Raw genomic sequence first — 20,874 nt, forward strand, 5'->3', positions numbered from 1 at the left:
GTAGAGCATTCTGCGCCGACTGGGGCAGCCTGCTCAAGTGGGACGACAGGCAATGGAACCGCCATGTCGAATCAGGGCCTAAACTGCGCAAACAAGCCATTAATGGAGTGTGTACTGCATGAGCCGTATCGAAACTGACAGCCTGGGCCCGGTCGAAGTTCCTGACGAGGCCTACTGGGGTGCGCAGACCCAGCGCTCGCTGGTCAACTTTGCCATCGGCAATCAGCGCATGCCGCTGGCGGTGCTGCATGCCCTGGTGTTGATCAAGAAGGCCGCCGCACGGGTCAATGACCGCAACGGCGACCTGCCAGCCGACATCGCCCGCCTGATCGAACAGGCCGCCGACGAAGTGCTGGCCGGCGAGCACGACGATCAGTTCCCACTGGTGGTGTGGCAGACCGGCAGCGGTACCCAGAGCAACATGAACGCCAACGAAGTGCTCGCCGGGCGCGCCAACGAACTGGCCGGCAAGGGCCGTGGCGGCAAGGCCCCGGTGCACCCGAACGATCATGTGAACCGCTCGCAGAGCTCCAACGACTGCTTCCCCACCGCGATGCACATCGCGGCAGCGCAGGCCGTGCAGCACCAGTTGCTGCCGGCCATCACCGAGCTCTCGGCAGGCCTGGCCGAGCTGTCGGCGCGCCACCAGCACCTGGTCAAGACCGGGCGCACCCACATGATGGACGCCACCCCGATCACCTTTGGCCAGGAAATCTCGGCGTACGTGGCCCAGCTGGACTATGCCCAGCGCGCCATTCGCGCGTCGCTGCCGGCGGTGTGCGAACTGGCCCAGGGCGGCACCGCCGTGGGCACCGGGCTGAATGCGCCGCATGGTTTTGCCGAGGCGATTGCTGCAGAACTGGCGGCCTTGTCGGGATTGCCGTTCGTCACCGCGCCGAACAAGTTCGCCGCGCTGGCCGGGCATGAGCCGCTGGTCACCCTGGCGGGTGCGCTGAAGACCCTGGCGGTGGCGCTGATGAAACTCGCCAATGACCTGCGCCTGCTCAGTTCCGGGCCGCGTACGGGGCTGGCCGAAGTGCGCCTGCCGGCCAACGAGCCGGGCAGCTCGATCATGCCGGGCAAGGTCAACCCGACCCAATGCGAAGCCCTGTCGATGCTGGCCTGCCAGGTACTGGGCAACGACGCGACCATCGGCATTGCGGCAAGCCAGGGCCACCTGCAACTCAACGTGTTCAAGCCGGTGATCATCCACAACCTGCTGCAGTCGATCGAATTGCTGGCCGATGGCTGCCGCAACTTCCAGCAGCATTGCGTGGCGGGCATCGAGCCGGACGCGGCGCAGATGGCCGAGCACCTGGAGCGCGGGCTGATGCTGGTGACGGCGCTGAACCCGCACATCGGCTATGACAAGGCCGCAGAAATTGCCAAGAAGGCCTATACCGAGGGCACGACGCTGCGCGAGGCGGCGCTGGCGCTGGGGTACCTGACCGATGCGCAGTTCGATGAGTGGGTGCGGCCAGAGCAGATGCTCGAGGCCGGCGGCAAAGGCTGAGATGCTTCGCTGGCAAGCCAGCTCCCACAGGGTTCTGCGGCGCGCACATGACCCTGTGTGAGCTGGCTTGCCAGCGAAGAGGCCAGTGACTACTTCTTGTCTTTCCTGAACGCCGCTTCCAGCGCCTCGTTGATCGTACGCAACACCTTTACCCGCGCCCAGCGCTTGTCGTTGGCTTCCACCAGCGTCCAGGGCGCCACCTCGGTGCTGGTGCGATCGACCATGTCCCCCACCGCCTCGGCGTACGCCCCCCACTTCTCGCGGTTGCGCCAATCCTCTTCGGTGATCTTGAAGCGTTTGAACGGGATCTGCTCACGCTCCTGAAAGCGCTCCAGCTGGGTCTGCTCGTCGATCGACAGCCAGAACTTCACCAGCACCACGCCGGCGTTGTGCAACTGCTCCTCGAAATCGTTGATTTCACCATACGCGCGCATCCAGTCCGCGGGGGTGCAAAACCCTTCGATCCGCTCCACCAGCACGCGCCCGTACCACGAACGATCGAACACGGTGAACTTGCCGCGCGCCGGCACATGCCGCCAGAAGCGCCACAGGTAAGGCTGCGCGCGCTCCTCTTCGGTGGGGGCGGCAATCGGCACGATACGGTACTGGCGCGGGTCAAGTGCCGCCGCCACGCGCCGGATCGCCCCGCCCTTGCCCGCCGCATCATTCCCCTCGAACACCGCCACCAGCGCGTGGCGCCGCATGCGCTTGTCGCGCAGCAGGCCGGCCAGGCGCGCCTGCTCGGTAATCAACTGCTCCTGATAGTCGCTCTTGTCCAGGCGCAACGTCATGTCCAGGCTGCCCAGCAGGCTGCGCTCATCGATGGCCTCACCGAGCGGCGCGATATGCGTCTGGCGCCCGACCTCCCTGGCTTTCAAGGCATTCTGCAGGCCTTCCAGCAGGATGCGCCCCACCGCCAGGCTGCGGTAGTGCGGGTCGACGCCCTCGATCACGTGCCACGGCGCGTAGTCACGGCTGGTGCGCCTGAGCACGCGCTCGCCATAGCGCACGAAACGGTCGTAGGTTTCAGACTGCTGCCAATCCAGCGGGCTGATCTTCCAGCTGTGCAGCGGGTCGTCCTTGAGCGACTTGAGGCGCGCCTTCATCTGTTTCTTGGACAGGTGAAACCAGAACTTGAAGATCAGCGCACCTTCGTCGCACAGCATCTCCTCGAGGCGCTCGGTGGCATTGATGGCCTGATCGAGCACTGCGTCCTTGAACTCGCCGTGCACGCGGCCCTGCAGCATCTGGCTGTACCAGTTACCGAAAAAGATGCCCATGCGCCCCTTGGCCGGCAGCGCCCGCCAGTAGCGCCACGCCGGCGGGCGGGCGAGCTCTTCGTCGGTCTGCTGGTCGAAGGTGCGCACCTCGATCAGGCGCGGGTCCATCCATTCGTTGAGCAGCTTGACCGTCTCGCCCTTGCCCGCGCCCTCGACCCCGTTGATCAGCACGATCACCGGGAAACGGGACTGCTGCTTGAGTTCGAACTGGGCCTCCAGCAAGGCTTCGCGCAACGCCGGCACTTCGGCGTCGTAGGTATCTTTGTCGATGGCGTGACCAATTTCGGCGGATTCGAACATACCAGGGCTCCCTTCTTGGATAAGCAAGACTAGCGGATCACGCAGCGCTTTGTCGCAAGGCGATCGGCTAGAATGCCGGACCCGCTGTTGCCGAGCCGATCATGACCGACACCCCCGCTACCCCGACCCAGTACGCCCAGATCGACTGGGACGCACAAGGCCGCCCGCATTCGCGTCAGTACGACGACATCTATTTCTCCAAGGAGCAGAGCCTTGCCGAAACCCGGCATGTGTTCATCGAGCAGAACGATCTGCGCCAGCGCTTCGCCGCGCTGGCCGACGGCGCCTGCCTGGTCATCGGCGAAACCGGCTTCGGCACCGGCCTGAACTTTTTCTGTGCCTGGCAGGAATTCGCGGCACATGCACCGGCCGGGGCCCGCCTGCATTTCGTCAGCGTCGAAAAATACCCGCTGAACCACGCCGACCTGAGCAAGGCGCTGGCCCTGTGGCCGGAACTGACCCCGTTCAGCCAGCCGCTGCTCAAGCAGTACGTGGCGGTGCATGAGGGCTTTCAGCAGTTTGTGTTCGAGCACGGCCGGGTGACCCTGACCTTGATGATCGGCGATGCACAGCAGCAACTGGCCCAACTGGATGCGCCCATCGACGCCTGGTTCCTCGACGGCTTTGCGCCGGCCAAGAACCCCGACATGTGGACGCCCGAACTGTTCGCCCAACTGGGCCGCCTGGCCGCCCCCGGTGCCACCCTGGGCACGTTCACCAGCACCGGCTGGGTGCGCCGCGGCCTGATCGCGGTGGGCTTCAAGATGAAGCGTATTCCCGGCATCGGCAATAAATGGGAAGTGCTGCGCGGCGCATTCACCGGCTGGCCCATCGAGCAACCCGAACCTGCGCCGATCGCCCCCTGGTACCAGCGCCCCGCGCCCTTGCCCGGCCCGCGTGAAGCGCTGGTGATCGGTGCTGGCCTGGCCGGTTGCGCCAGCGCCGCCAGCCTTGCCGCGCGCGGCTGGCAGGTGCGCCTGCTGGAGCGCCACGACGCCCCCGCACGTGAAGCCTCGGGTAACCCGCAAGGGGTGCTCTACCTCAAGCTATCGGCCCACGGCACCGCCCTGTCGCGGCTGATCGTCAGCGGCTTCGGCTACACCCGTCGCCTGCTCGAACACCTGCAGCGCGGTACCGACTGGGACGCCTGCGGCGTGCTGCAACTGGCCTTCGATGCCAAGGAAGACCAGCGCCAGGCGCACCTGGACGCCGCGTTCAGCGACACGCTGCTGCAACGCCTGGACACCCCGCAGGCCGAGGCAGTGGCGGGTGTGGCGCTGGCCAGTGGCGGCCTGTACTACCCCGAAGGCGGCTGGGTGCACCCCCCGGCGCTGTGCCAGTGGCAGGCGCAGCACCCCCACATCGAATTGCTGACCCACCACGAGGTGGTTCAACTGCGCAAGGTCGACGGGCTGTGGCAAGCCTGGGACGGCGAGCGGCTGCTGGCCAGTGCGCCACTGGTGGTGCTGGCCAGCGCCGCCGAGATTGATCGCTTCGAGCCAAGCGCCGAGCTGCCCCTCAAGCGCATTCGCGGCCAGATCACCCGCTTGCCGGCCACCGCCGCCAGCCGGGCGCTGGGCACCGTGGTGTGCGCCGACGGCTATGTCGCGCCGCCACGCCTGGGCGAGCACACCCTGGGCGCCAGCTTCGACTTCCACAGCACCGACCTGGCCCCCACGGCTGCCGAGCATCAGAGCAACCTGAGCCTGCTGAACGACATCTCTGCCGACCTCGCCGAGCGCCTCGGCGCGGCACAGCTGGACCCGGCCACGCTGCAAGGGCGCGCCGCGTTTCGCTGCACCAGTCCCGACTATCTGCCGATTGTCGGGCCGCTGGCGGACAAGGCCGCCTTCGACCTGGCCTATGCCCAGTTGGCCAAGGATGCACGCCAGTTGCCGGACACGCCCTGCCCGTGGCTGGAAGGCCTGTACATCAACAGCGGGCATGGCTCGCGCGGCCTGATCACTGCGCCGCTGGCCGGCGAACTGCTGGCCGCCTGGGTCGACAATGCGCCCCTGCCGGTGCCCCGCAGCGTGGCCGAAGCCTGCCACCCCAACCGCTTCATGTTGCGCGAACTGATTCGCGGCAAGGCCAGGCGAGGCTGACCGCTTATAACAGATTGATCTAAAACTCACAGGATCCGCACCGGTCAGTTCCTATGTGCCTGAATTCAGGGCACCTTCCCCAACGGAAAAACCGGTAAGGACTTATGTGCGGATTAGCTGGAGAGTTTCGTTTCACCCCTGTAGCCACCCCATCGCGCCCGGCGGACCTCGCCGCCGTCGAGCGGATCACCCATCACCTGGCGCCTCGCGGCCCGGATGCCTGGGGCTTCCATAGCCAGGGGCCGATTGCCCTGGGCCATCGACGCCTGAAGATCATGGACCTGTCCGACGGCTCGGCCCAGCCTATGGTCGACAGCCAACTGGGCCTGTCGCTGGCGTTCAACGGCGCCATCTACAACTTTCCTGAATTGCGCAAAGAGCTGGAAAGTCTTGGCTACGCCTTCTATTCCGACGGTGACACCGAGGTGCTGCTCAAGGGGTATCACGCCTGGGGCGCCGACCTGCTGCCGCGCCTGAACGGCATGTTCGCCCTGGCGATCTGGGAACGTGACAGCCAGCAGCTGTTCCTGGCCCGCGACCGCCTGGGCGTAAAGCCGCTGTACCTGTCGCGCACCGGCGAACGTCTGCGCTTCGCGTCCAGCCTGCCGGCGCTGCTCAAGGGCGGCGACATCAACCCGGTGCTCGACCCGGTGGCGCTCAACCACTACCTGAACTTCCACGCCGTGGTCCCCGCGCCGCGTACCTTGCTGGCCAACATCGAGAAGCTGCCGCCGGCCACCTGGATGCGCGTCGACGCCCAGGGCCGCTGCGAACAGCACGTATGGTGGAACCTGCACTACGGCCCGCGCACCGACGAACAGCACCTGACCCTGGAAGACTGGCGCGACCGTGTGCTCGACAGCACCCGCGAAGCCGTGGCGATTCGCCAGCGCGCCGCCGTGGATGTCGGCGTACTGCTGTCAGGCGGGGTCGATTCGAGCCTGCTGGTGGGCCTGCTGCGCGAAGTAGGGGTCGAGGACCTGTCGACCTTCTCCATCGGGTTTGAAGACGCCGGCGGCGAGCGCGGCGACGAATTCCAGTATTCAGACCTGATCGCCAGACACTACGGCACCCGCCATCACCAGTTGCGCATTGATGAGCGCGAAATCATCGAGCAGTTGCCAGCGGCCTTCCGCGCCATGAGCGAGCCGATGGTCAGCCACGATTGCATCGCCTTCTACCTGCTGTCGCGGGAAGTGGCCAAGCACTGCAAGGTGGTACAGAGCGGCCAGGGCGCCGATGAACTGTTCGCCGGCTACCACTGGTACCCGCAGGTGGACGGCGCCAAGGACCCCTATGCAGCCTACCGCGATGCGTTCTTCGACCGCAGCCTGGCTGAGTACCGCGACACCGTGCAGCCTGGCTGGCGGGTAGACAACGATGCCGCCGGCGACTTCGTGCGCCAGCACTTCGCCCAGCCCGGCGCCAGCGCGGCGGTGGACAAGGCGCTGCGCCTGGACAGCACGGTGATGCTGGTCGACGACCCGGTCAAACGGGTCGACAACATGACCATGGCCTGGGGCCTGGAGGCGCGTACGCCATTCCTGGACTACCGCCTGGTGGAGCTGTCGGCGCGTATCCCGGCGCAGTTCAAGCTGCCCGATGGCGGCAAGCAGGTGCTCAAGGAAGCCGCCCGCCTGGTCATCCCCAGCGAAGTCATCGACCGCAAGAAAGGCTACTTCCCGGTACCCGGCCTCAAGCACCTGCAAGGCGCCACCCTGGACTGGGTGCGCGAGCTGCTGCTGGACCCCAGCCAGGACCGCGGCCTGTTCGACCCGGCGATGCTCGACCGCCTGCTCAGCGACCCACATGGCCAGCTGACGCCGCTGCGCGGTTCGAAATTGTGGCAATTGGCCGCGCTGAACCTGTGGCTCAGCGAACAAGGAATCTGATCGATGAAAGCCCACGCCTCACCCTACGGCCAGCGCCTGCTGCGCGGCCAGGTGCCGTCCTATGAGCGCCTGCAGGCACAACTGGCCGGCGACGGCAGCGAGCCGCATGACCAGCCGCGTTCACTGCACTGCGGCTGGGGTCGGCTGCTGATCGGCCACACCTACCCCGACCCCGTCAGCCTTGCCGCTGCACTGGCCGAAGAGCAGCCCGGCGAACGCGACATCGCGCTGTACGTCGCCGCCCCGCAACAAGTGCTGGCGCAGGCACCGCAACAGCTCTTTCTGGACCCTTCCGACACGCTGCGCCTGTGGTTCAGCGACTACCGCCAGGCGCAGCGGGTATTCCGTGGCTTTCGCATCCGTCGCGCACACAACGACAGCGACTGGGCAGCCATCAACGACCTGTACGTGGCCCGCGGCATGCTGCCGGTCGATCCGGCCCTGATCACCCCGCGCCACCTCGGCGGGCCGGTGTACTGGCTGGCCGAAGACGAGCACAGCGGCGCGGTGATCGGCAGCGTGATGGGCCTGAACCATCACAAGGCCTTCGACGACCCGGAGCACGGCAGCAGCCTGTGGTGCCTGGCCGTGGACCCCAACTGCACCCGGCCCGGCGTGGGCGAGGTGCTGGTGCGCCACCTCATCGAGCACTTCATGAGCCGTGGCCTGAGCCACCTGGACCTGTCGGTACTGCACGACAATCGCCAGGCCAAGCGGCTGTACGCCAAGCTGGGGTTTCGCAACCTGCCGACCTTCGCGGTCAAGCGCAAGAACGGCATCAACCAGCCGCTGTTCCTCGGCCCCGGCCCGCAAGCCGGGCTCAACCCCTATGCCCGCATCATCGTCGAAGAAGCCTACAAGCGCGGCATCGACGTGCAGGTCGACGATGCCGATGCCGGGCTGTTCACCCTCAATCATGGGGGACGGCGGGTGCGCTGCCGGGAGTCGCTCAGCGACCTCACCAGTGCCGTGAGCATGACCCTGTGCCAGGACAAGAGCCTGACCCACAAGGTGCTCGAAAACGCCGGTTTGAACCTGCCGGCGCAACAACTGGCCGGCAACGCTGCCGACAACCTGGCGTTTCTCGATGACCACGGCGCGGTCGTAGTCAAGCCGCTGGACGGAGAACAGGGCAACGGCGTGGCGGTCAACCTGACCACGCTCGAGGAGCTTGACGCCGCGATCGAACAGGCACGTCAGTTCGACAGCCGCGTGCTGCTGGAGAGCTTTCACCAAGGTCTGGACCTGCGCATCGTGGTGATCGGCTTCGAGGTGGTGGCTGCCGCGATCCGCCACCCGGCCGCGATCACCGGCGACGGTCAGCACAGCGTGCGCGCGCTGATCGAGGCCCAGAGTCGTCGCCGGCAGACCGCTACCGGCGGCGAAAGCAAGATCCCGCTGGATGGCGAAACCGAACGCACCCTGCAGGCGGCCGGCGTCGACTACGACAGCGTGCTGCCCGCCGGCCAGCGCCTGGCGGTGCGGCGTACCGCCAACCTGCACACCGGTGGCTGCCTGGAGGACGTCACCGCACGCCTGCACCCGACCCTGGCCGATGCCGCCGTACGCGCCGCCCGCGCCCTGGACATTCCGGTGGTGGGGCTGGACCTGATGGTCAAGGCCGCCGACCAGCCCGACTACGTGTTCATCGAAGCCAATGAACGCGTCGGCCTGGCCAACCACGAACCACAACCCACTGCCGAACGCTTCGTCGACCTGCTGTTCCCCCACAGCCGGCCGGTGCCGTAGCAAACGAGGAGTCCGCATGCCTGAACAATTGCCCGAACCCGACCTCAACTACCTGCAAAAAGTCCTGCTGGAGATGCTTGCCATCCCCAGCCCCACCGGCTTCACCGACACCATCGTGCGCTATGTGGCCGAACGCCTGGAAGAACTGGGCATCCCCTTCGAGCTGACCCGCCGCGGCACCATCCGCGCCACCCTCAAGGGCCGCAAGAGCTCGCCTGACCGCGCCGTATCTGCGCACCTGGACACCATCGGCGCCAGCGTACGTACCCTGCAGGATAACGGCCGCCTGGGCCTGGCCCCGGTGGGGTGCTGGTCGAGCCGCTTCGCCGAAGGCAGCCGCGTGAGCGTATTCACCGACACTGGGGTGTTTCGCGGCAGCGTGTTGCCGCTGATGGCCAGCGGGCACGCCTTCAACACCGCCGTCGACCAGATGCCGGTGAGCTGGGAACACGTGGAACTGCGCCTGGATGCCTACTGCACCACCCGCGCCGACTGCGAGACGCTGGGCATCGGCATTGGTGACTTCGTCGCCTTCGACCCGCTGCCCGAGTTCACCGAAAGTGGCCACATCAGTGCCCGGCACCTGGATGACAAGGCCGGCGTGGCCGCCCTGCTGGCGTCGCTGAAAGCGATCGTCGAAAGCGGTATCCAGCCGCAGATCGATTGCCACCCGCTGTTCACCATCACCGAAGAAACCGGCTCGGGGGCAGCGGCGGCGCTGCCGTGGGACGTGAGTGAATTTGTCGGTATCGACATCGCGCCCGTGGCGCCGGGGCAGCACTCCAGCGAACATGCCGTCAGCGTGGCCATGCAGGATTCGGCTGGCCCCTACGACTATCACCTGTCGCGCCACCTGCTGGGCCTGGGGCGCGAGCACGGGCTACCGGTGCGCCGCGACCTGTTCCGCTACTACTTCAGTGACGCGCACTCGGCAATCACGGCGGGCCACGACATCCGTACCGCGCTGCTGGCGTTTGGCTGCGATGCCACCCATGGCTACGAGCGCACCCACATCGACAGCCTGGCCGCTCTAAGCCGCCTGCTCAGTGCCTACCTGCTCAGCCCGCCCGTGTTCGCCAGCGACTCCAAGCCCACCGGCAGCTCGCTGGAGAGCTTCAGCCACCAGCTCGAGCATGACGCACAGATGGAAAGCGACACACGCGTGCCGGCAGTGGACAGCCTGGTGGGACAAAAAGGCTAGCCACATGCAGGGAAGGTTTCGCGTAGCATGTGCGAAACCTTCCCTGATGTGCCTTTTTATGTTGATTCCCTACGACCAGCTCGAAGCCCCGACCCTGACCCGCCTGATCGAAGACTTCGTCACCCGCGATGGCACCGACAATGGCGACGACACCCCGCTGGAAACCCGCGTCCTGCGCGTACGCCAGGCGTTGGCCAAGGGCCAGGCGTTCATTCTGTTCGACCTGGAAAGCCAGCAATGCCAATTGCTCGCCAAGCACGACGTACCGCGTGAGCTGCTCGACTGAGCCGTCTCAGTCACCGTGCACGGTCTTGCCCAGTTGCTCGGCAATGCGCCGATAGATTTCCGCGCGGTGAACTTCGACGTCCCGTGGTGCACTGATACCGAAGCGCACCGTGCTGCCATCCACCGCCAGCACCTTGATCTTGATGTCGTCATCGATAGTGATGACCTCTCCGACTTCACGGCCTATGACCAGCATGTTCCAATCCTCCACATCAGGGAGACTGGAGACTGAACCGGGTGCTGAAACGGTTCAATGCTCTGACAGGCAAATAGACCGATCCTACAGTTAACGCGGATTTTGCCTACAAGATCCGGTCATATCAGCTGTTTTGCAGGCGCGGCCCCAGCACAATGAGGGTGGCTCCGATCACGCACAGCAGCGCGCCGAGCCAGTCGCTGCCCAGCGGCCGTGCACGCTCGATCAGTGCCAGCCACAGCAGCGACGTGACGATGTAGATGCCGCCGTACGCCGCATAGGCGCGACCGGCGTAGGCCGCTTCAACGCGGGTCAGCAGCAGCCCGAACAGCGTCAGGCTGAACAGCGCCGGCACGATCCACCAGGCGCTCTTGCCCAGGCGCAGCCACATGTAAAACGCGTAGCAGCCGGCAATCTCGAATACGGCCGCCAGAAAGAACCACACATAATTGACCACGTCCGCTGCCCACCCACGCAAAAGTGGACAGCATACCGCCAGACGGCCGCTCAGGCTTGAGATTGACGCCCCTTGGCGCGCATCTTGGCGGCCATGTCGGCCATCTCGTCGTACAGCGCCTGGGGGTTGTGCTGCTTGAGCTGCCAGGCCTGGCGGCCCTGCTCGTGGGGCAGGATGAGGAACTCGCCGCGCGCCACCTGCTGATGGATGTAGTCGGCAATCTCGCTGGCACTGATCGGCGAGCTTTCCAGCAGCTTGCCGACCTGCGCCTTCATCGCCGGCGTGGGGCCGCGGAACGAATCGAGCAGGTTGGTCTGGAAGAACGAAGGGCACACCACATGCACCGCCACCTCCTGCTGGCGCAGCTCGACCAGCAGGCTCTCGGACAACGCCACCACACCGGCCTTGGCCACGTTGTAGTTGCTCATGGCCGGGCCTTGCATCAGCGCCGCCATCGACGCGATGTTGATGATGCGTCCCTTGCTGCGTTCGAGCAGCGGCAGGAAGGCCTTGCAGCCCTTGACCACGCCCATCAGGTTGATCGCGATCTGCCAGTCCCAGTCTTCCAGTGACAGCTCGGCAAAAAAGCCGCCCGAGGCGACACCGGCGTTGTTGACGATGACATCGATGCCGCCGAGTTTTTCATCGCAGGCCTGGGCCAGCGCGGTGAGCTGGCTGTAGTCGCGTACGTCGCAGCGCTGGGTAAAGCCGTCGCCACCGGCCTCGCGCACCAGCGCCAGGGTGTGCTGCAGGCCGGCCTCGTTCACATCGCTCAGGGCCAATCGCCAACCCTCGCGGGCCCAGCGCAGGGCAATCTCGCGGCCAAGGCCGGAGCCGGCGCCAGTGATCATCATGCGATTTTGCATACACAAATGCCTTGTGACTGGAGGTGACAGCCAGTGTAGCGAAGCCCTCGTCGCAGCCCACGCTGTATCAGGATGCTGAATAACGCAGGCAAACACACAACGAACTAAACTTTCTCTTGCCTGTGGGAGTCCGAATTAACAGGCGGACATGAACGTCTAGACCCAAGAGATGGATCGCACCTGCACACGCTGATTACCGTACTCAATAAAAGGACTCTGCCATGGGCACCATACTTATCATCATCCTGATTCTGCTGTTGATCGGTGGCTTACCCGTCTTTCCGCACTCCAGAAGTTGGGGTTATGGCCCGTCAGGCATCATTGGTACCGTGCTGATCATTCTGTTGATCCTGTTGTTGCTCGGCAAGATATAGAGAAGGCCCGGGGCTGCGTTGCAGCCCCACAGACCAAAAAAAAACGGCCCGAAGGCCGTTTTTTTTACATCGTGCACTTAGTGCGAAACTGCACCACTTGCGCCCAGGCCAGTCTGCGAACGCACAAACTGCGGGAAGAACAACGCACGTTCCTCATCGGCTGCCTTGGACTTGTCGGTGATCGAGAAGAACCAGATACCGGCAAACGCGATCAGCATCGAGAACAACGCCGGGTATTCATACGGGAAGATAGCCTTCTCGTGACCCAGGATCTGCACCCAGATGGTCGGCCCCAGCACCATCAGGCCCACCGCACTCACCAGGCCCAGCCAGCCGCCTACCATGGCGCCGCGGGTGGTCAGTTTCTTCCAGTACATCGAAAGCAGCAGCACCGGGAAGTTGCAGCTGGCAGCGATCGAGAACGCCAGGCCGACCATGAACGCGATGTTCTGGCTTTCGAACAGGATGCCCAGGCCGATGGCCAGCACGCCCAGTGCGATGGTGGTGATCTTCGAGACGCGGATTTCATCCTTGTCGTTGGCCTTGCCTTTGCGCCACACGCTGGCATACAGGTCATGCGACACCGCCGAGGCACCGGCCAGGGTCAAGCCGGCAACCACCGCCAGGATGGTGGCGAAGGCCACGGCCGAAATGAAGCCCAGGAAGATACTGCCACCGACCGCATCGGCCAGGTGCACCGCCGCCATGTTGTTACCGCCCAGCAAGGCACCTGCTGCATCCTTGAAGTCCGGGTTGGTGCTCACCAGCAGGATTGCGCCAAAACCGATGATGAAGGTCAGGATGTAGAAGTAGCCGATGAAGCCGGTTGCGTACAGCACGCTCTTGCGCGCTTCCTTGGCGTCGCTCACGGTGAAGAAGCGCATCAGGATGTGCGGCAGGCCGGCGGTACCGAACATCAGTGCCAGGCCCAGCGAGAACGCCGAGATCGGGTCTTTGACCAGGCCGCCAGGGCTCATGATCGCCTCACCTTTGGGGTGAACCTTGATCGCCTCGGAGAACAGCGCGTTGAAGTCGAAGTTGACGTGTTTCATCACCATCAGCGCCATGAAGCTGGCACCGGACAGCAGCAGGACTGCCTTGATGATCTGTACCCAGGTGGTTGCGAGCATGCCGCCGAACAGCACGTACATGCACATCAGGATGCCCACCAGGATCACCGCCACGTGGTAGTCCAGGCCGAACAGCAGCTGGATCAGCTTGCCGGCACCGACCATCTGCGCGATCAGGTAGAACGCCACCACCACCAGCGAGCCCGAGGCCGACAGGGTGCGGATCTGTTTTTGCCCAAGGCGGTACGAGGCCACGTCGGCGAAGGTGTATTTACCCAGGTTGCGCAGGCGCTCGGCGATCAGGAACAGAATGATCGGCCAGCCCACCAGGAAGCCGATCGAGTAGATCAGGCCGTCGTAGCCGGAGGTGTACACCAGCGCGGAAATACCCAGGAAGGACGCTGCCGACATGTAGTCGCCGGCAATCGCCAGGCCGTTCTGGAAGCCCGTGATGCGGCCGCCCGCGGCGTAGTAGTCAGACGCGGACTTGTTGCGTTTGGAAGCCCAGTAGGTGATGCACAGGGTGGCACCGACGAAGGCGACGAACATCAGGATCGCCGAAACGTTGAGGGGTTGCTTGTGCACCTCGCCGGTCAAGGCGTCGGCGGCCCAGACGGCAGGCGCAAACGCGCCAAAGGCCAGTGTTGCCAGTAGACGCCGGATCATTGCTGAGCCTCCTTCAGAATCGCGGTGTTCAGCTCATCGAACTCACCATTGGCGCGACGCACGTAGATACCGGTGAGGATGAAGGCCGAGACGATCAGGCCGACACCCAGGGGGATGCCCCAGGTAATCGAAGAGTCAGGGCTGATCTTGGCACCCAGTATCTGGGGACCATAGGCAATCAACAGGATGAAAGCGGAGTAAAGCCCGAGCATGATTGCCGAAAGAATCCAGGCGAATCGTTCCCGTTTTGACACCAGCTCCTTGAACCGCGGGCTGTTTTGTATCGAGAGATAAATGCTGTCGTTCATTGTTTTTGTCCTCGCAGCACAGATTAGGTAGTACCCACTCCACTTTATGCTGCCTTGGGACGCACTCCAGACGACCTTAGTCTTAGATGTAAAACTCTTTTACAGGGTGCGTAACAGCCGCCAATGACAAGGGCCGCACACTCGATAGCGAGGGTGCGGCCCTGGAAGGTGCAGGATAGAGGCATCAAGCCATTACTTGGCGACCCATTCGGCGACGCGCTCGGGGTGCCTGGCCACCCAGTCCTTGGCGGCAGCTTCAGGCTTTGCGCCCTCTTGAATGGCCAACATGACCTCGCCAATTTCATCCTTGGACTGCCAGGAGAACTTTTTCAGGAACGCCGCGACTTCCGGAGCCTTGCTGTCGAGTTGCTTGCTGCCGATGCTGTTGACGGTTTCGGCGGCGCCAAACACGCCCTTGGGGTCTTCGAGGAAACGCAGCTTCCACTTGGCGAACATCCAGTGCGGCACCCAGCCGGTGACCGCGATCGACTGCTGTTTGGCGTAGGCACGCCCCAGCTCCGAGGTCATGGCCGCGCCGGAGCTGGCCTGCAGCTTGTAGCCGGTGAGGTCGTAGTCCTTGATCGCCTGCTCGGACTTGAGCATCACGCCGGAGCCGGCGTCGATGCCGACGATCTTCTTCTTGAAGCTGTCATCGGTCTTGAGGTCGGCGATCGACTGCGCCTTGACGTACTCGGGCACGATCAGGCCGATCTTGGCATCCTTGAAGTTGGGGCCGTAATCGACGACGTTGTCCTTGTTCTTGGTCCAGTACTCGCCGTGAGTCACCGGCAACCAGGCCGACAGCATGGCGTCGAGCTTGCCGGTGGCCACGCCCTGCCACATGATCCCGGTCGCCACTGCCTGCAGCTTGACGTCATAACCGAGCTTCTGCTTGATCACCTCGGCTGCCACATGGGTGGTGGCCACGCTGTCGGACCACCCATCGACGTAGCCGATGCTTACTTCCTTGGCCATTGCCATGCTGGTGCTCATGGCCAGTAACAGGGCGCTGCCCGCCCCCAGGAGTCGTCGCATTTTCATCAAAGCATCCCCTCGTCACGTCACGGAAGTTGCATCATCAACCGCTGGTGCGGGGCAACCTGCTCTGGCAGCGACGTCGAAACATCGAGAAACGACAACACAAGGTCAACAACCCAGGCGGGTTTTGAAGGTAGTATTGACCGCTTTGCATCCTGACCGGTCCGATCCATGCCCCTGACTGCGCGCTTCCCGTTGCTGCCCTACCTGTTTGCCTGCCTGCTCGGCCTGCTCGCGCTGGGAGGGCTGTGGTACGGCCTGGGCAAGCCGGTGCTGCTGCCCGATGCTGCCAGTGCCACGCACAAGCTGCAATGTGCCTCGTACACGCCGTTCGACAAGGACCAATCACCGTTCGACCAGCCCTTCAAGGTGCGCCTGGAGCGCGTCGATGCCGACCTTGCGCTGCTTGCGCAACGCTTCGAGTGTATCCGCACCTACTCGATGACCGGCCTGGAGGACATCCCGCAACTGGCCCGCAAGCATGGCCTGAAGGTGATGTTCGGCGCATGGGTCAATGCCAACCCGGTCGACACCGACAAGGAAATCAAGGCACTGATCGCCACCGCCAACGCCAACCCGGACATCACCCGCGCGGTGATCGTCGGCAACGAGGTGCTGTTGCGCCGGGAAGTCACCGGCGATCGCCTGGCCGAGCTGATCCGCCAGGTCAAACGCCAGGTGCAGGTGCCGGTGACCTACGCCGATGTGTGGGACTTCTGGCTGCAGCATCCACAGGTGGAACCTGAGGTCGACTTCCTGACCATCCACCTGCTGCCCTACTGGGAAGATGACCCCAGGGGTATCGACGATGCACTGATGCACGTGGGTGAAATCCGCCAGGTGTTCGGCAACCGTTTCGCGCCCAAGGATATCGTGATTGGCGAAACCGGCTGGCCCAGTGAAGGCCGCCAGCGTGAAACCGCCGTGCCCAGCCGGGTCAACGAAGCGCGCTTCATCCGCGGGTTCGTCGCCATGGCCGAGCAGCAGGGCTGGCACTACAACCTGATCGAGGCCTTCGACCAGCCGTGGAAGCGTGCCAGCGAAGGTGCGGTTGGCGGTTACTGGGGCCTGTACGACGCCGACCGGCAGGACAAGGGCGTGCTGGAAGGTCCGGTCAGCAACTTGCCGTTGTGGCCACAGTGGCTGGGCATCAGCGTGCTGCTGTTTGCTGCCACGCTGGTGCTGGCCGGCCCGGTGCGCGGTGTGCGAGCAGGGCTGGCGCTGCCGTTGCTGGCGGCGCTGGGTGCGGCGAGCCTGGGCTTGTGGGGCGAACTGGTACGGATCAACAGCCGGTTTGCCGAAGAGTGGGTATGGGCGCTGTTGCTGGTGGGCCTGAACCTGCTGGTGCTGGCCCATGCCGCGTTGGCGCTGGCGCAGCGCAGTGGCTGGCGTGAACGGCTGTTCGCCTGGCTTGAGGCACGTGCGGGCTGGTGGGTGATCGCGGCGGGGTTCGCAGCGGCGGTGAGCATGCTGGCGCTGGTGTTCGACGCCCGCTACCGCAGCTTCCCGAGCGCTGCGTTGGTGCTGCCGGCGGTGGTGTACCTGCTGCGACCGGTGCCGGTGGCGCGTGCAGAGGTAGCGTTGCTGACCTTCATCGTGGGCGCGGGGATTGCGCCGCAGTTGTACATCGAGGGGCCGAGCAGCCAGCAGGCGCTGGCCTGGGCGCTGGTCAGCGCGGGCATGGTGGCAGCGCTGTGGCGTTGCTTGCGGGCCAGGCGAACCTGAGCCCTGGCTTCAGCAGCCTTCGCTGGCAAGCCAGCTCCCACAGGTTCTCTACAGGCTGCAAGAGCACCGCTGTACCTGTGGGAGCTGGCTTGCCAGCGAAGGGCACAGCGTGGTTTCAAGCCCTGCTGCGCACCAGCCGCAACCCCGCCAGTACAATTGCAAACACTGCCAGGCTGACGTTGTACAACACCAGCGCCGCCGCCCCGAACACCAGCGACACGACCGCCAGCCACCAGCCGCCACGACGCGGCACCACGAACGCCACCAGCGCCAGGCCCATGGCCGCCCAGCCCAGCACCCGGAAATGAATCAGCAAGCCCAGCGTGGCGCGCAACTGGCACTCCCAGCTCACCTGGGGTGAGGTGCACACCCCCACCCAGCTTGGGTCTTCCATGAAGCCGTAACGCACCCCGTAACAGGCCGCCACCCACAACGACAGGCACACCAGCAAGGCGATCAGCGGCAAACGGCGGTTCATGGCAACTCCGGAAACAGTGAAATCGGCGCCCAGCATAATCCTCCAAGGCGTCTATGCAAGGCAAAAGCGCCAGCCTCAGCTACTTTAAGCTCATGAGAAATGAAACCGGCTGTTGCCCTGGCGCCCACCCGCACGGCAACATCCGGGACAATAAAAGCCGGGACACAAGGCAACTTTGCCGATAACGCCAGTGTCCTAGCCTGCAGTACACACTTTGCCAAGCCTTTGCTGGGGATCCGCCATGCTTCGATCACTGCGCCTCGCTGCCCTGTTGGGCGGCCTCTTGTCGAGTGCGGCCGCCTCGGCGGTGGACGTCGATGCGGCCACCTATGGCTACCCGCTGACCAATCCATTCGAGGCAACGCTTGCGTCCACGCCGCCCGAACTGCGCCCTGAACTGCCGACCGACGACGATATCGATCAGTCCGACTACAGCCTGAACATCCGCCCTGAACGCGAGTTCATCCTGCCCGACAACTTCTGGGCAGTGAAAAAGCTGCGCTATCGCCTGGCCAGGCAGGACCACGAAGCACCGCTGATCTTCCTCATCGCCGGCACCGGGGCGCCCTACACCAGCAGCCTCAACGAGTACCTCAAGCGGCTCTACTACAAGGCCGGCTACCATGTGGTGCAGCTGTCCTCGCCCACCAGCTTCGACTTCATCAGCGCCGCCTCGCGCTTCGCCACCCCCGGCGTCACCGCCGAAGACGCCGAAGACCTGTACCGGGTGATGCAGGGCGTGCGCGCCCAGCACCCGCGCCTGCCGATCAGCGAGTTCTACCTCACCGGCTACAGCCTGGGCGCGCTGGATGCCGCGTTCGTCAGCCACCTGGACGAAACCCGGCGCAGCTTCAACTTCAAGCGCGTACTGCTGCTCAACCCGCCGGTCAACCTCTACACCTCGATCAGCAACCTCGACAAGCTGGTGCAGACCGAGGTCAAGGGCGTCACCAGCGGCACCACGTTCTATGAGCTGGTGCTGGCCAAGCTGACGCGCTACTTCCAGCAAAAAAGGCTACATCGACCTCAATGACGCACTGCTGTACGACTTCCAGCAGTCACGCCAGCACCTGAGCAACGAGCAGATGGCGATGCTGATCGGCACCTCGTTCCGCTTCTCGGCGGCCGACATCGCCTTCACCTCCGACCTGATCAACCGCCGCGGCCTGATCATTCCGCCCAAGTACCCGATCACCGAAGGCAGCAGCCTCACGCCGTTCTTCAAACGCGCACTGCAATGCGATTTCGACTGCTACCTGACCGAGCAGGTGATTCCGATGTGGCGCGCACGCACCGACGGCGGCAGCCTGCTGCAACTGGTCGACCAGGTCAGCCTGTACGCGCTCAAGGACTACCTGCAGAACAGCCCGAAGATCGCCGTGATGCACAACGCCGACGACGTGATCCTGGGCCCTGGGGACATCGGTTTCCTGCGCAGTACCTTTGGCGACCGTCTGACCCTGTACCCGCACGGCGGGCACTGCGGCAATATCAACTACCGTGTCAACAGCGACGCGATGCTGGAGTTCTTCCGTGGTTAAACAACTGCTGATCGTGACGGCACTGCTTGCCGCAGGCCTGGCCCAGGCCGACGAAACGCCACCGCGGGCCAGCGTGGTCGAGTCGGACGGTTTCACCGAACCGCTCAAGGAGCTCAAGTTCAACCCGGGCCTGGACCAGCGCGAATTCGAACGCTCGACCCTGACCGCGCTGAACGTCTACGACCCGCTGGAGTCGATGAACCGCCGGCTGTACCACTTCAACTACCGCTTCGACCAGTGGGTGTTCCTGCCGGTGGTCAATGGCTACCGCTACGTCACCCCGAGCTTTTTGCGCACCGGGGTGAGCAACTTCTTCAGCAACGTGGGCGACGTGCCCAACCTGCTCAACAGCCTGTTGCAGTTCAAGGGCAAGCGCTCGATGGAAATCACCGCGCGCCTGCTGCTCAACACCACCATCGGCATCGCCGGCCTGTGGGACCCGGCCACCAGGATGGGCCTGCCGCACCAGAGCGAGGACTTCGGCCAGACCCTGGGCTTCTACGGGGTACCCGAAGGCCCGTACCTGATGCTGCCGCTTCTTGGCCCCTCGAACCTGCGCGACACCGGCGGCCTGGCGGTGGACTACAGCGCCGAGAACTGGATCAACTTCCTCAACGTGGCCGAAGTCAGCAGCAATCACCCCGAGGTGTGGGTACTGCGCGCGGTCGACAAGCGCTATACCACCAGCTTTCGCTATGGCCAGCTGAACTCGCCGTTCGAATACGAAAAGGTGCGCTACGTGTACACCGAGGCGCGTCGCCTGCAGATCGCCGAGTAGTTCGGCTCAGGCCTGCGCCAGGCCGAGAAAGCGCCGCAGCTGGTCCTGCTTGGCCAGTGCATCGCGCCGGCCAAGTTCGATCAACTCGCTGCAATAGCCAGCCTCGAACAGCAGGTAGCTGAGTACCCCGGCGCCGCTGGTCTTGGTCGCCCCCGGGCCGCGCAGGAACATGCGCAAGGCTGCCGGCAGCTCACGCCGGTGACGGGCGGCGATCTCGTCCAGCGGCTGGCTCGGCGCGACCACCAGCACCTCCACCGGCGCCAGCCCCAGGCGCCGCGGCTGCACGTCCGAGGGCAACAGGTGGCTGAGGTGGTTGAGCCGCTGCAGCAGCTCGAGGTCGTCTTCCAGGCTGTCGATGAACGTGCTGTTGAGCAGGTGCCCGCCAATCTGCGCCAGGCTCGGCTGCTTGCCACTGAAGACGCGTTCACGCACCGCACCCGGCGTGGGCCCGTGCGGGTTGCCGCTGACCCCCACCACCAGCACCCGATTGGCGCCCAGGTGCAACGCCGGGCTGATCGGCGCCGACTGGCGTACAGCCCCGTCACCGTAGAACTCCTCGCCCAGCTTGATCGGCGCAAACAGCAACGGGATGGCCGAACTGGCCAGCAGGTGCTCGACGCTCAGGCGGGTCGGCAGACCGATGCGCCGGTGGCGCAGCCAGGGGTCGATGGCGCCCTTGCCCTGGTAGAAGGTCACCGCCTGGCCGGACTCGTAGCCAAACGCGGTGACGGCCACCGCGCGCAAGTGCTGCTGCTCGATGGCGTGGCCGATACCGTTCAGGTCCAGGTGCTGGTTGAGCAGCTTGCGCAGCGGCGAACTGTCGAGCAGCGCCACCGGCACCTGGGCGCCCAGGCCCAGCAGGCTGTGGCCGACGAAGCGGCTGGCCTGGCGGATCACCCCCGGCCAGTCGCTGCGCAGCACCTGATGGCTGCGAAAGCCTTGCCAGAAGCTGGTGAGGCGGTGGATGGCCTCGGCGAAATGCAACGCGCCGCTGGCCAGGGTCACTGCGTTGATGGCACCGGCCGAGGTGCCGACGATCACCGGGAACGGGT

General features: G+C 64.6%; 18 protein-coding genes and 1 pseudogene. 10 read left to right on the top strand and 9 right to left on the bottom strand.

The annotated features are described in order from the left end of the window. Positions 1-118: 118 nt before the first annotated feature. Positions 119-1,513 (top strand): class II fumarate hydratase, encoded by a 1,395-nt coding sequence (locus KUO17_RS02820; protein ID WP_217973514.1) that lies wholly within the window; start codon positions 119-121, stop codon positions 1,511-1,513. A gap of 89 nt (positions 1,514-1,602) precedes the next feature. On the opposite strand, the gene pap is transcribed toward KUO17_RS02820, so the two are convergent. Beyond that, on the bottom strand, positions 1,603-3,093 hold the full coding sequence (gene pap, locus KUO17_RS02825) for a polyphosphate:AMP phosphotransferase (RefSeq protein WP_217973515.1): 1,491 nt from the start codon (positions 3,091-3,093) through the stop codon (positions 1,603-1,605). Positions 3,094-3,194: 101 nt separating this feature from the next. Here pap and mnmC point away from each other — a divergent pair, with 101 nt between their 5' ends. The 5 genes from mnmC (at position 3,195) to KUO17_RS02850 (ending at position 10,326) form a co-directional block, all read left to right on the top strand. After that, positions 3,195-5,198, top strand: coding sequence for a bifunctional tRNA (5-methylaminomethyl-2-thiouridine)(34)-methyltransferase MnmC2/FAD-dependent 5-carboxymethylaminomethyl-2-thiouridine(34) oxidoreductase MnmC1 (mnmC, locus tag KUO17_RS02830; RefSeq protein ID WP_217973516.1), 2,004 nt, complete (start codon positions 3,195-3,197; stop codon positions 5,196-5,198). A 104-nt stretch (positions 5,199-5,302) separates the two neighbouring features. Next, the gene (locus tag KUO17_RS02835) at positions 5,303-7,090 is read left to right on the top strand and encodes an N-acetylglutaminylglutamine amidotransferase (protein ID WP_217973517.1); all 1,788 of its coding nucleotides are present in this window, start codon (positions 5,303-5,305) and stop codon (positions 7,088-7,090) included. 3 nt (positions 7,091-7,093) lie between these two features. After that, on the top strand, positions 7,094-8,839 hold the full coding sequence (gene ngg / locus KUO17_RS02840; RefSeq protein WP_217973518.1) for an N-acetylglutaminylglutamine synthetase: 1,746 nt from the start codon (positions 7,094-7,096) through the stop codon (positions 8,837-8,839). Positions 8,840-8,855: 16 nt separating this feature from the next. Next, positions 8,856-10,040 carry an osmoprotectant NAGGN system M42 family peptidase gene (locus KUO17_RS02845; protein WP_217973519.1) on the top strand — a complete coding sequence of 395 codons (1,185 nt, stop codon included), beginning with the start codon at positions 8,856-8,858 and terminating at the stop codon, positions 10,038-10,040. Between the two features lie 58 nt (positions 10,041-10,098). Then, positions 10,099-10,326: a YheU family protein gene (locus tag KUO17_RS02850; protein ID WP_217973520.1), complete on the top strand. Its 228-nt coding sequence runs from the start codon at positions 10,099-10,101 to the stop codon at positions 10,324-10,326. Between the two features lie 6 nt (positions 10,327-10,332). On the opposite strand, the gene csrA is transcribed toward KUO17_RS02850, so the two are convergent. The 3 genes from csrA to KUO17_RS02865 form a co-directional block, all read right to left on the bottom strand. Continuing rightward, positions 10,333-10,521 (bottom strand): carbon storage regulator CsrA, encoded by a 189-nt coding sequence (gene csrA / locus KUO17_RS02855; protein ID WP_217973521.1) that lies wholly within the window; start codon positions 10,519-10,521, stop codon positions 10,333-10,335. A 124-nt stretch (positions 10,522-10,645) separates the two neighbouring features. After that, positions 10,646-10,978 carry a YnfA family protein gene (locus KUO17_RS02860; protein ID WP_217973522.1) on the bottom strand — a complete coding sequence of 111 codons (333 nt, stop codon included), beginning with the start codon at positions 10,976-10,978 and terminating at the stop codon, positions 10,646-10,648. A 50-nt stretch (positions 10,979-11,028) separates the two neighbouring features. Further along, positions 11,029-11,844: an SDR family oxidoreductase gene (locus KUO17_RS02865; RefSeq protein WP_217973523.1), complete on the bottom strand. Its 816-nt coding sequence runs from the start codon at positions 11,842-11,844 to the stop codon at positions 11,029-11,031. Positions 11,845-12,065: 221 nt separating this feature from the next. Here KUO17_RS02865 and KUO17_RS02870 point away from each other — a divergent pair, with 221 nt between their 5' ends. Beyond that, positions 12,066-12,218 carry a DUF3309 family protein gene (locus tag KUO17_RS02870; RefSeq protein WP_010224169.1) on the top strand — a complete coding sequence of 51 codons (153 nt, stop codon included), beginning with the start codon at positions 12,066-12,068 and terminating at the stop codon, positions 12,216-12,218. A gap of 77 nt (positions 12,219-12,295) precedes the next feature. On the opposite strand, the gene KUO17_RS02875 is transcribed toward KUO17_RS02870, so the two are convergent. The 3 genes from KUO17_RS02875 to KUO17_RS02885 all read right to left on the bottom strand — a co-directional run bounded on the left by KUO17_RS02875 (position 12,296) and on the right by KUO17_RS02885 (position 15,303). Continuing rightward, complete coding sequence (locus KUO17_RS02875; RefSeq protein ID WP_217973524.1) at positions 12,296-13,954, bottom strand: cation acetate symporter; 1,659 nt, start codon at positions 13,952-13,954, stop codon at positions 12,296-12,298. After that, positions 13,951-14,262: a DUF485 domain-containing protein gene (locus tag KUO17_RS02880; RefSeq protein ID WP_217973525.1), complete on the bottom strand. Its 312-nt coding sequence runs from the start codon at positions 14,260-14,262 to the stop codon at positions 13,951-13,953. Before KUO17_RS02880 ends, KUO17_RS02875 begins: the two co-directional genes overlap by 4 nt. Before the next feature lie 192 nt (positions 14,263-14,454). Next, entirely contained in the window at positions 14,455-15,303 is an 849-nt protein-coding gene (locus KUO17_RS02885) for a glycine betaine ABC transporter substrate-binding protein (RefSeq protein WP_217973526.1), read from the bottom strand. 168 nt (positions 15,304-15,471) lie between these two features. Between KUO17_RS02885 and KUO17_RS02890 the strand changes: the two genes are divergently transcribed. After that, on the top strand, positions 15,472-17,025 hold the full coding sequence (locus tag KUO17_RS02890) for a glycoside hydrolase family 17 protein (protein WP_217973527.1): 1,554 nt from the start codon (positions 15,472-15,474) through the stop codon (positions 17,023-17,025). A gap of 115 nt (positions 17,026-17,140) precedes the next feature. Here the strand turns inward: KUO17_RS02890 and KUO17_RS02895 are convergent, their stop codons facing one another. Beyond that, positions 17,141-17,503: a hypothetical protein gene (locus KUO17_RS02895; RefSeq protein ID WP_217973528.1), complete on the bottom strand. Its 363-nt coding sequence runs from the start codon at positions 17,501-17,503 to the stop codon at positions 17,141-17,143. A 241-nt stretch (positions 17,504-17,744) separates the two neighbouring features. Between KUO17_RS02895 and KUO17_RS02900 the strand changes: the two are divergent. Both KUO17_RS02900 and KUO17_RS02905 read left to right on the top strand, forming a co-directional pair. Further along, positions 17,745-19,044, top strand: a pseudogene (locus tag KUO17_RS02900) (serine/threonine protein kinase). After that, positions 19,037-19,822 (top strand): MlaA family lipoprotein, encoded by a 786-nt coding sequence (locus KUO17_RS02905; RefSeq protein WP_217973529.1) that lies wholly within the window; start codon positions 19,037-19,039, stop codon positions 19,820-19,822. The pseudogene KUO17_RS02900 and the gene KUO17_RS02905 overlap by 8 nt, the downstream one beginning before the upstream one ends. Before the next feature lie 6 nt (positions 19,823-19,828). Here the strand turns inward: KUO17_RS02905 and KUO17_RS02910 are convergent. After that, positions 19,829-20,874, bottom strand: a 1,046-nt coding sequence (locus KUO17_RS02910; protein WP_217973530.1) for a patatin-like phospholipase family protein, incomplete at its 5' end; no start/stop codon positions are given.

The sequence above is a fragment of the Pseudomonas aegrilactucae genome (genome assembly GCF_019168305.1).
Taxonomy (GTDB): domain Bacteria; phylum Pseudomonadota; class Gammaproteobacteria; order Pseudomonadales; family Pseudomonadaceae; genus Aquipseudomonas; species Aquipseudomonas aegrilactucae.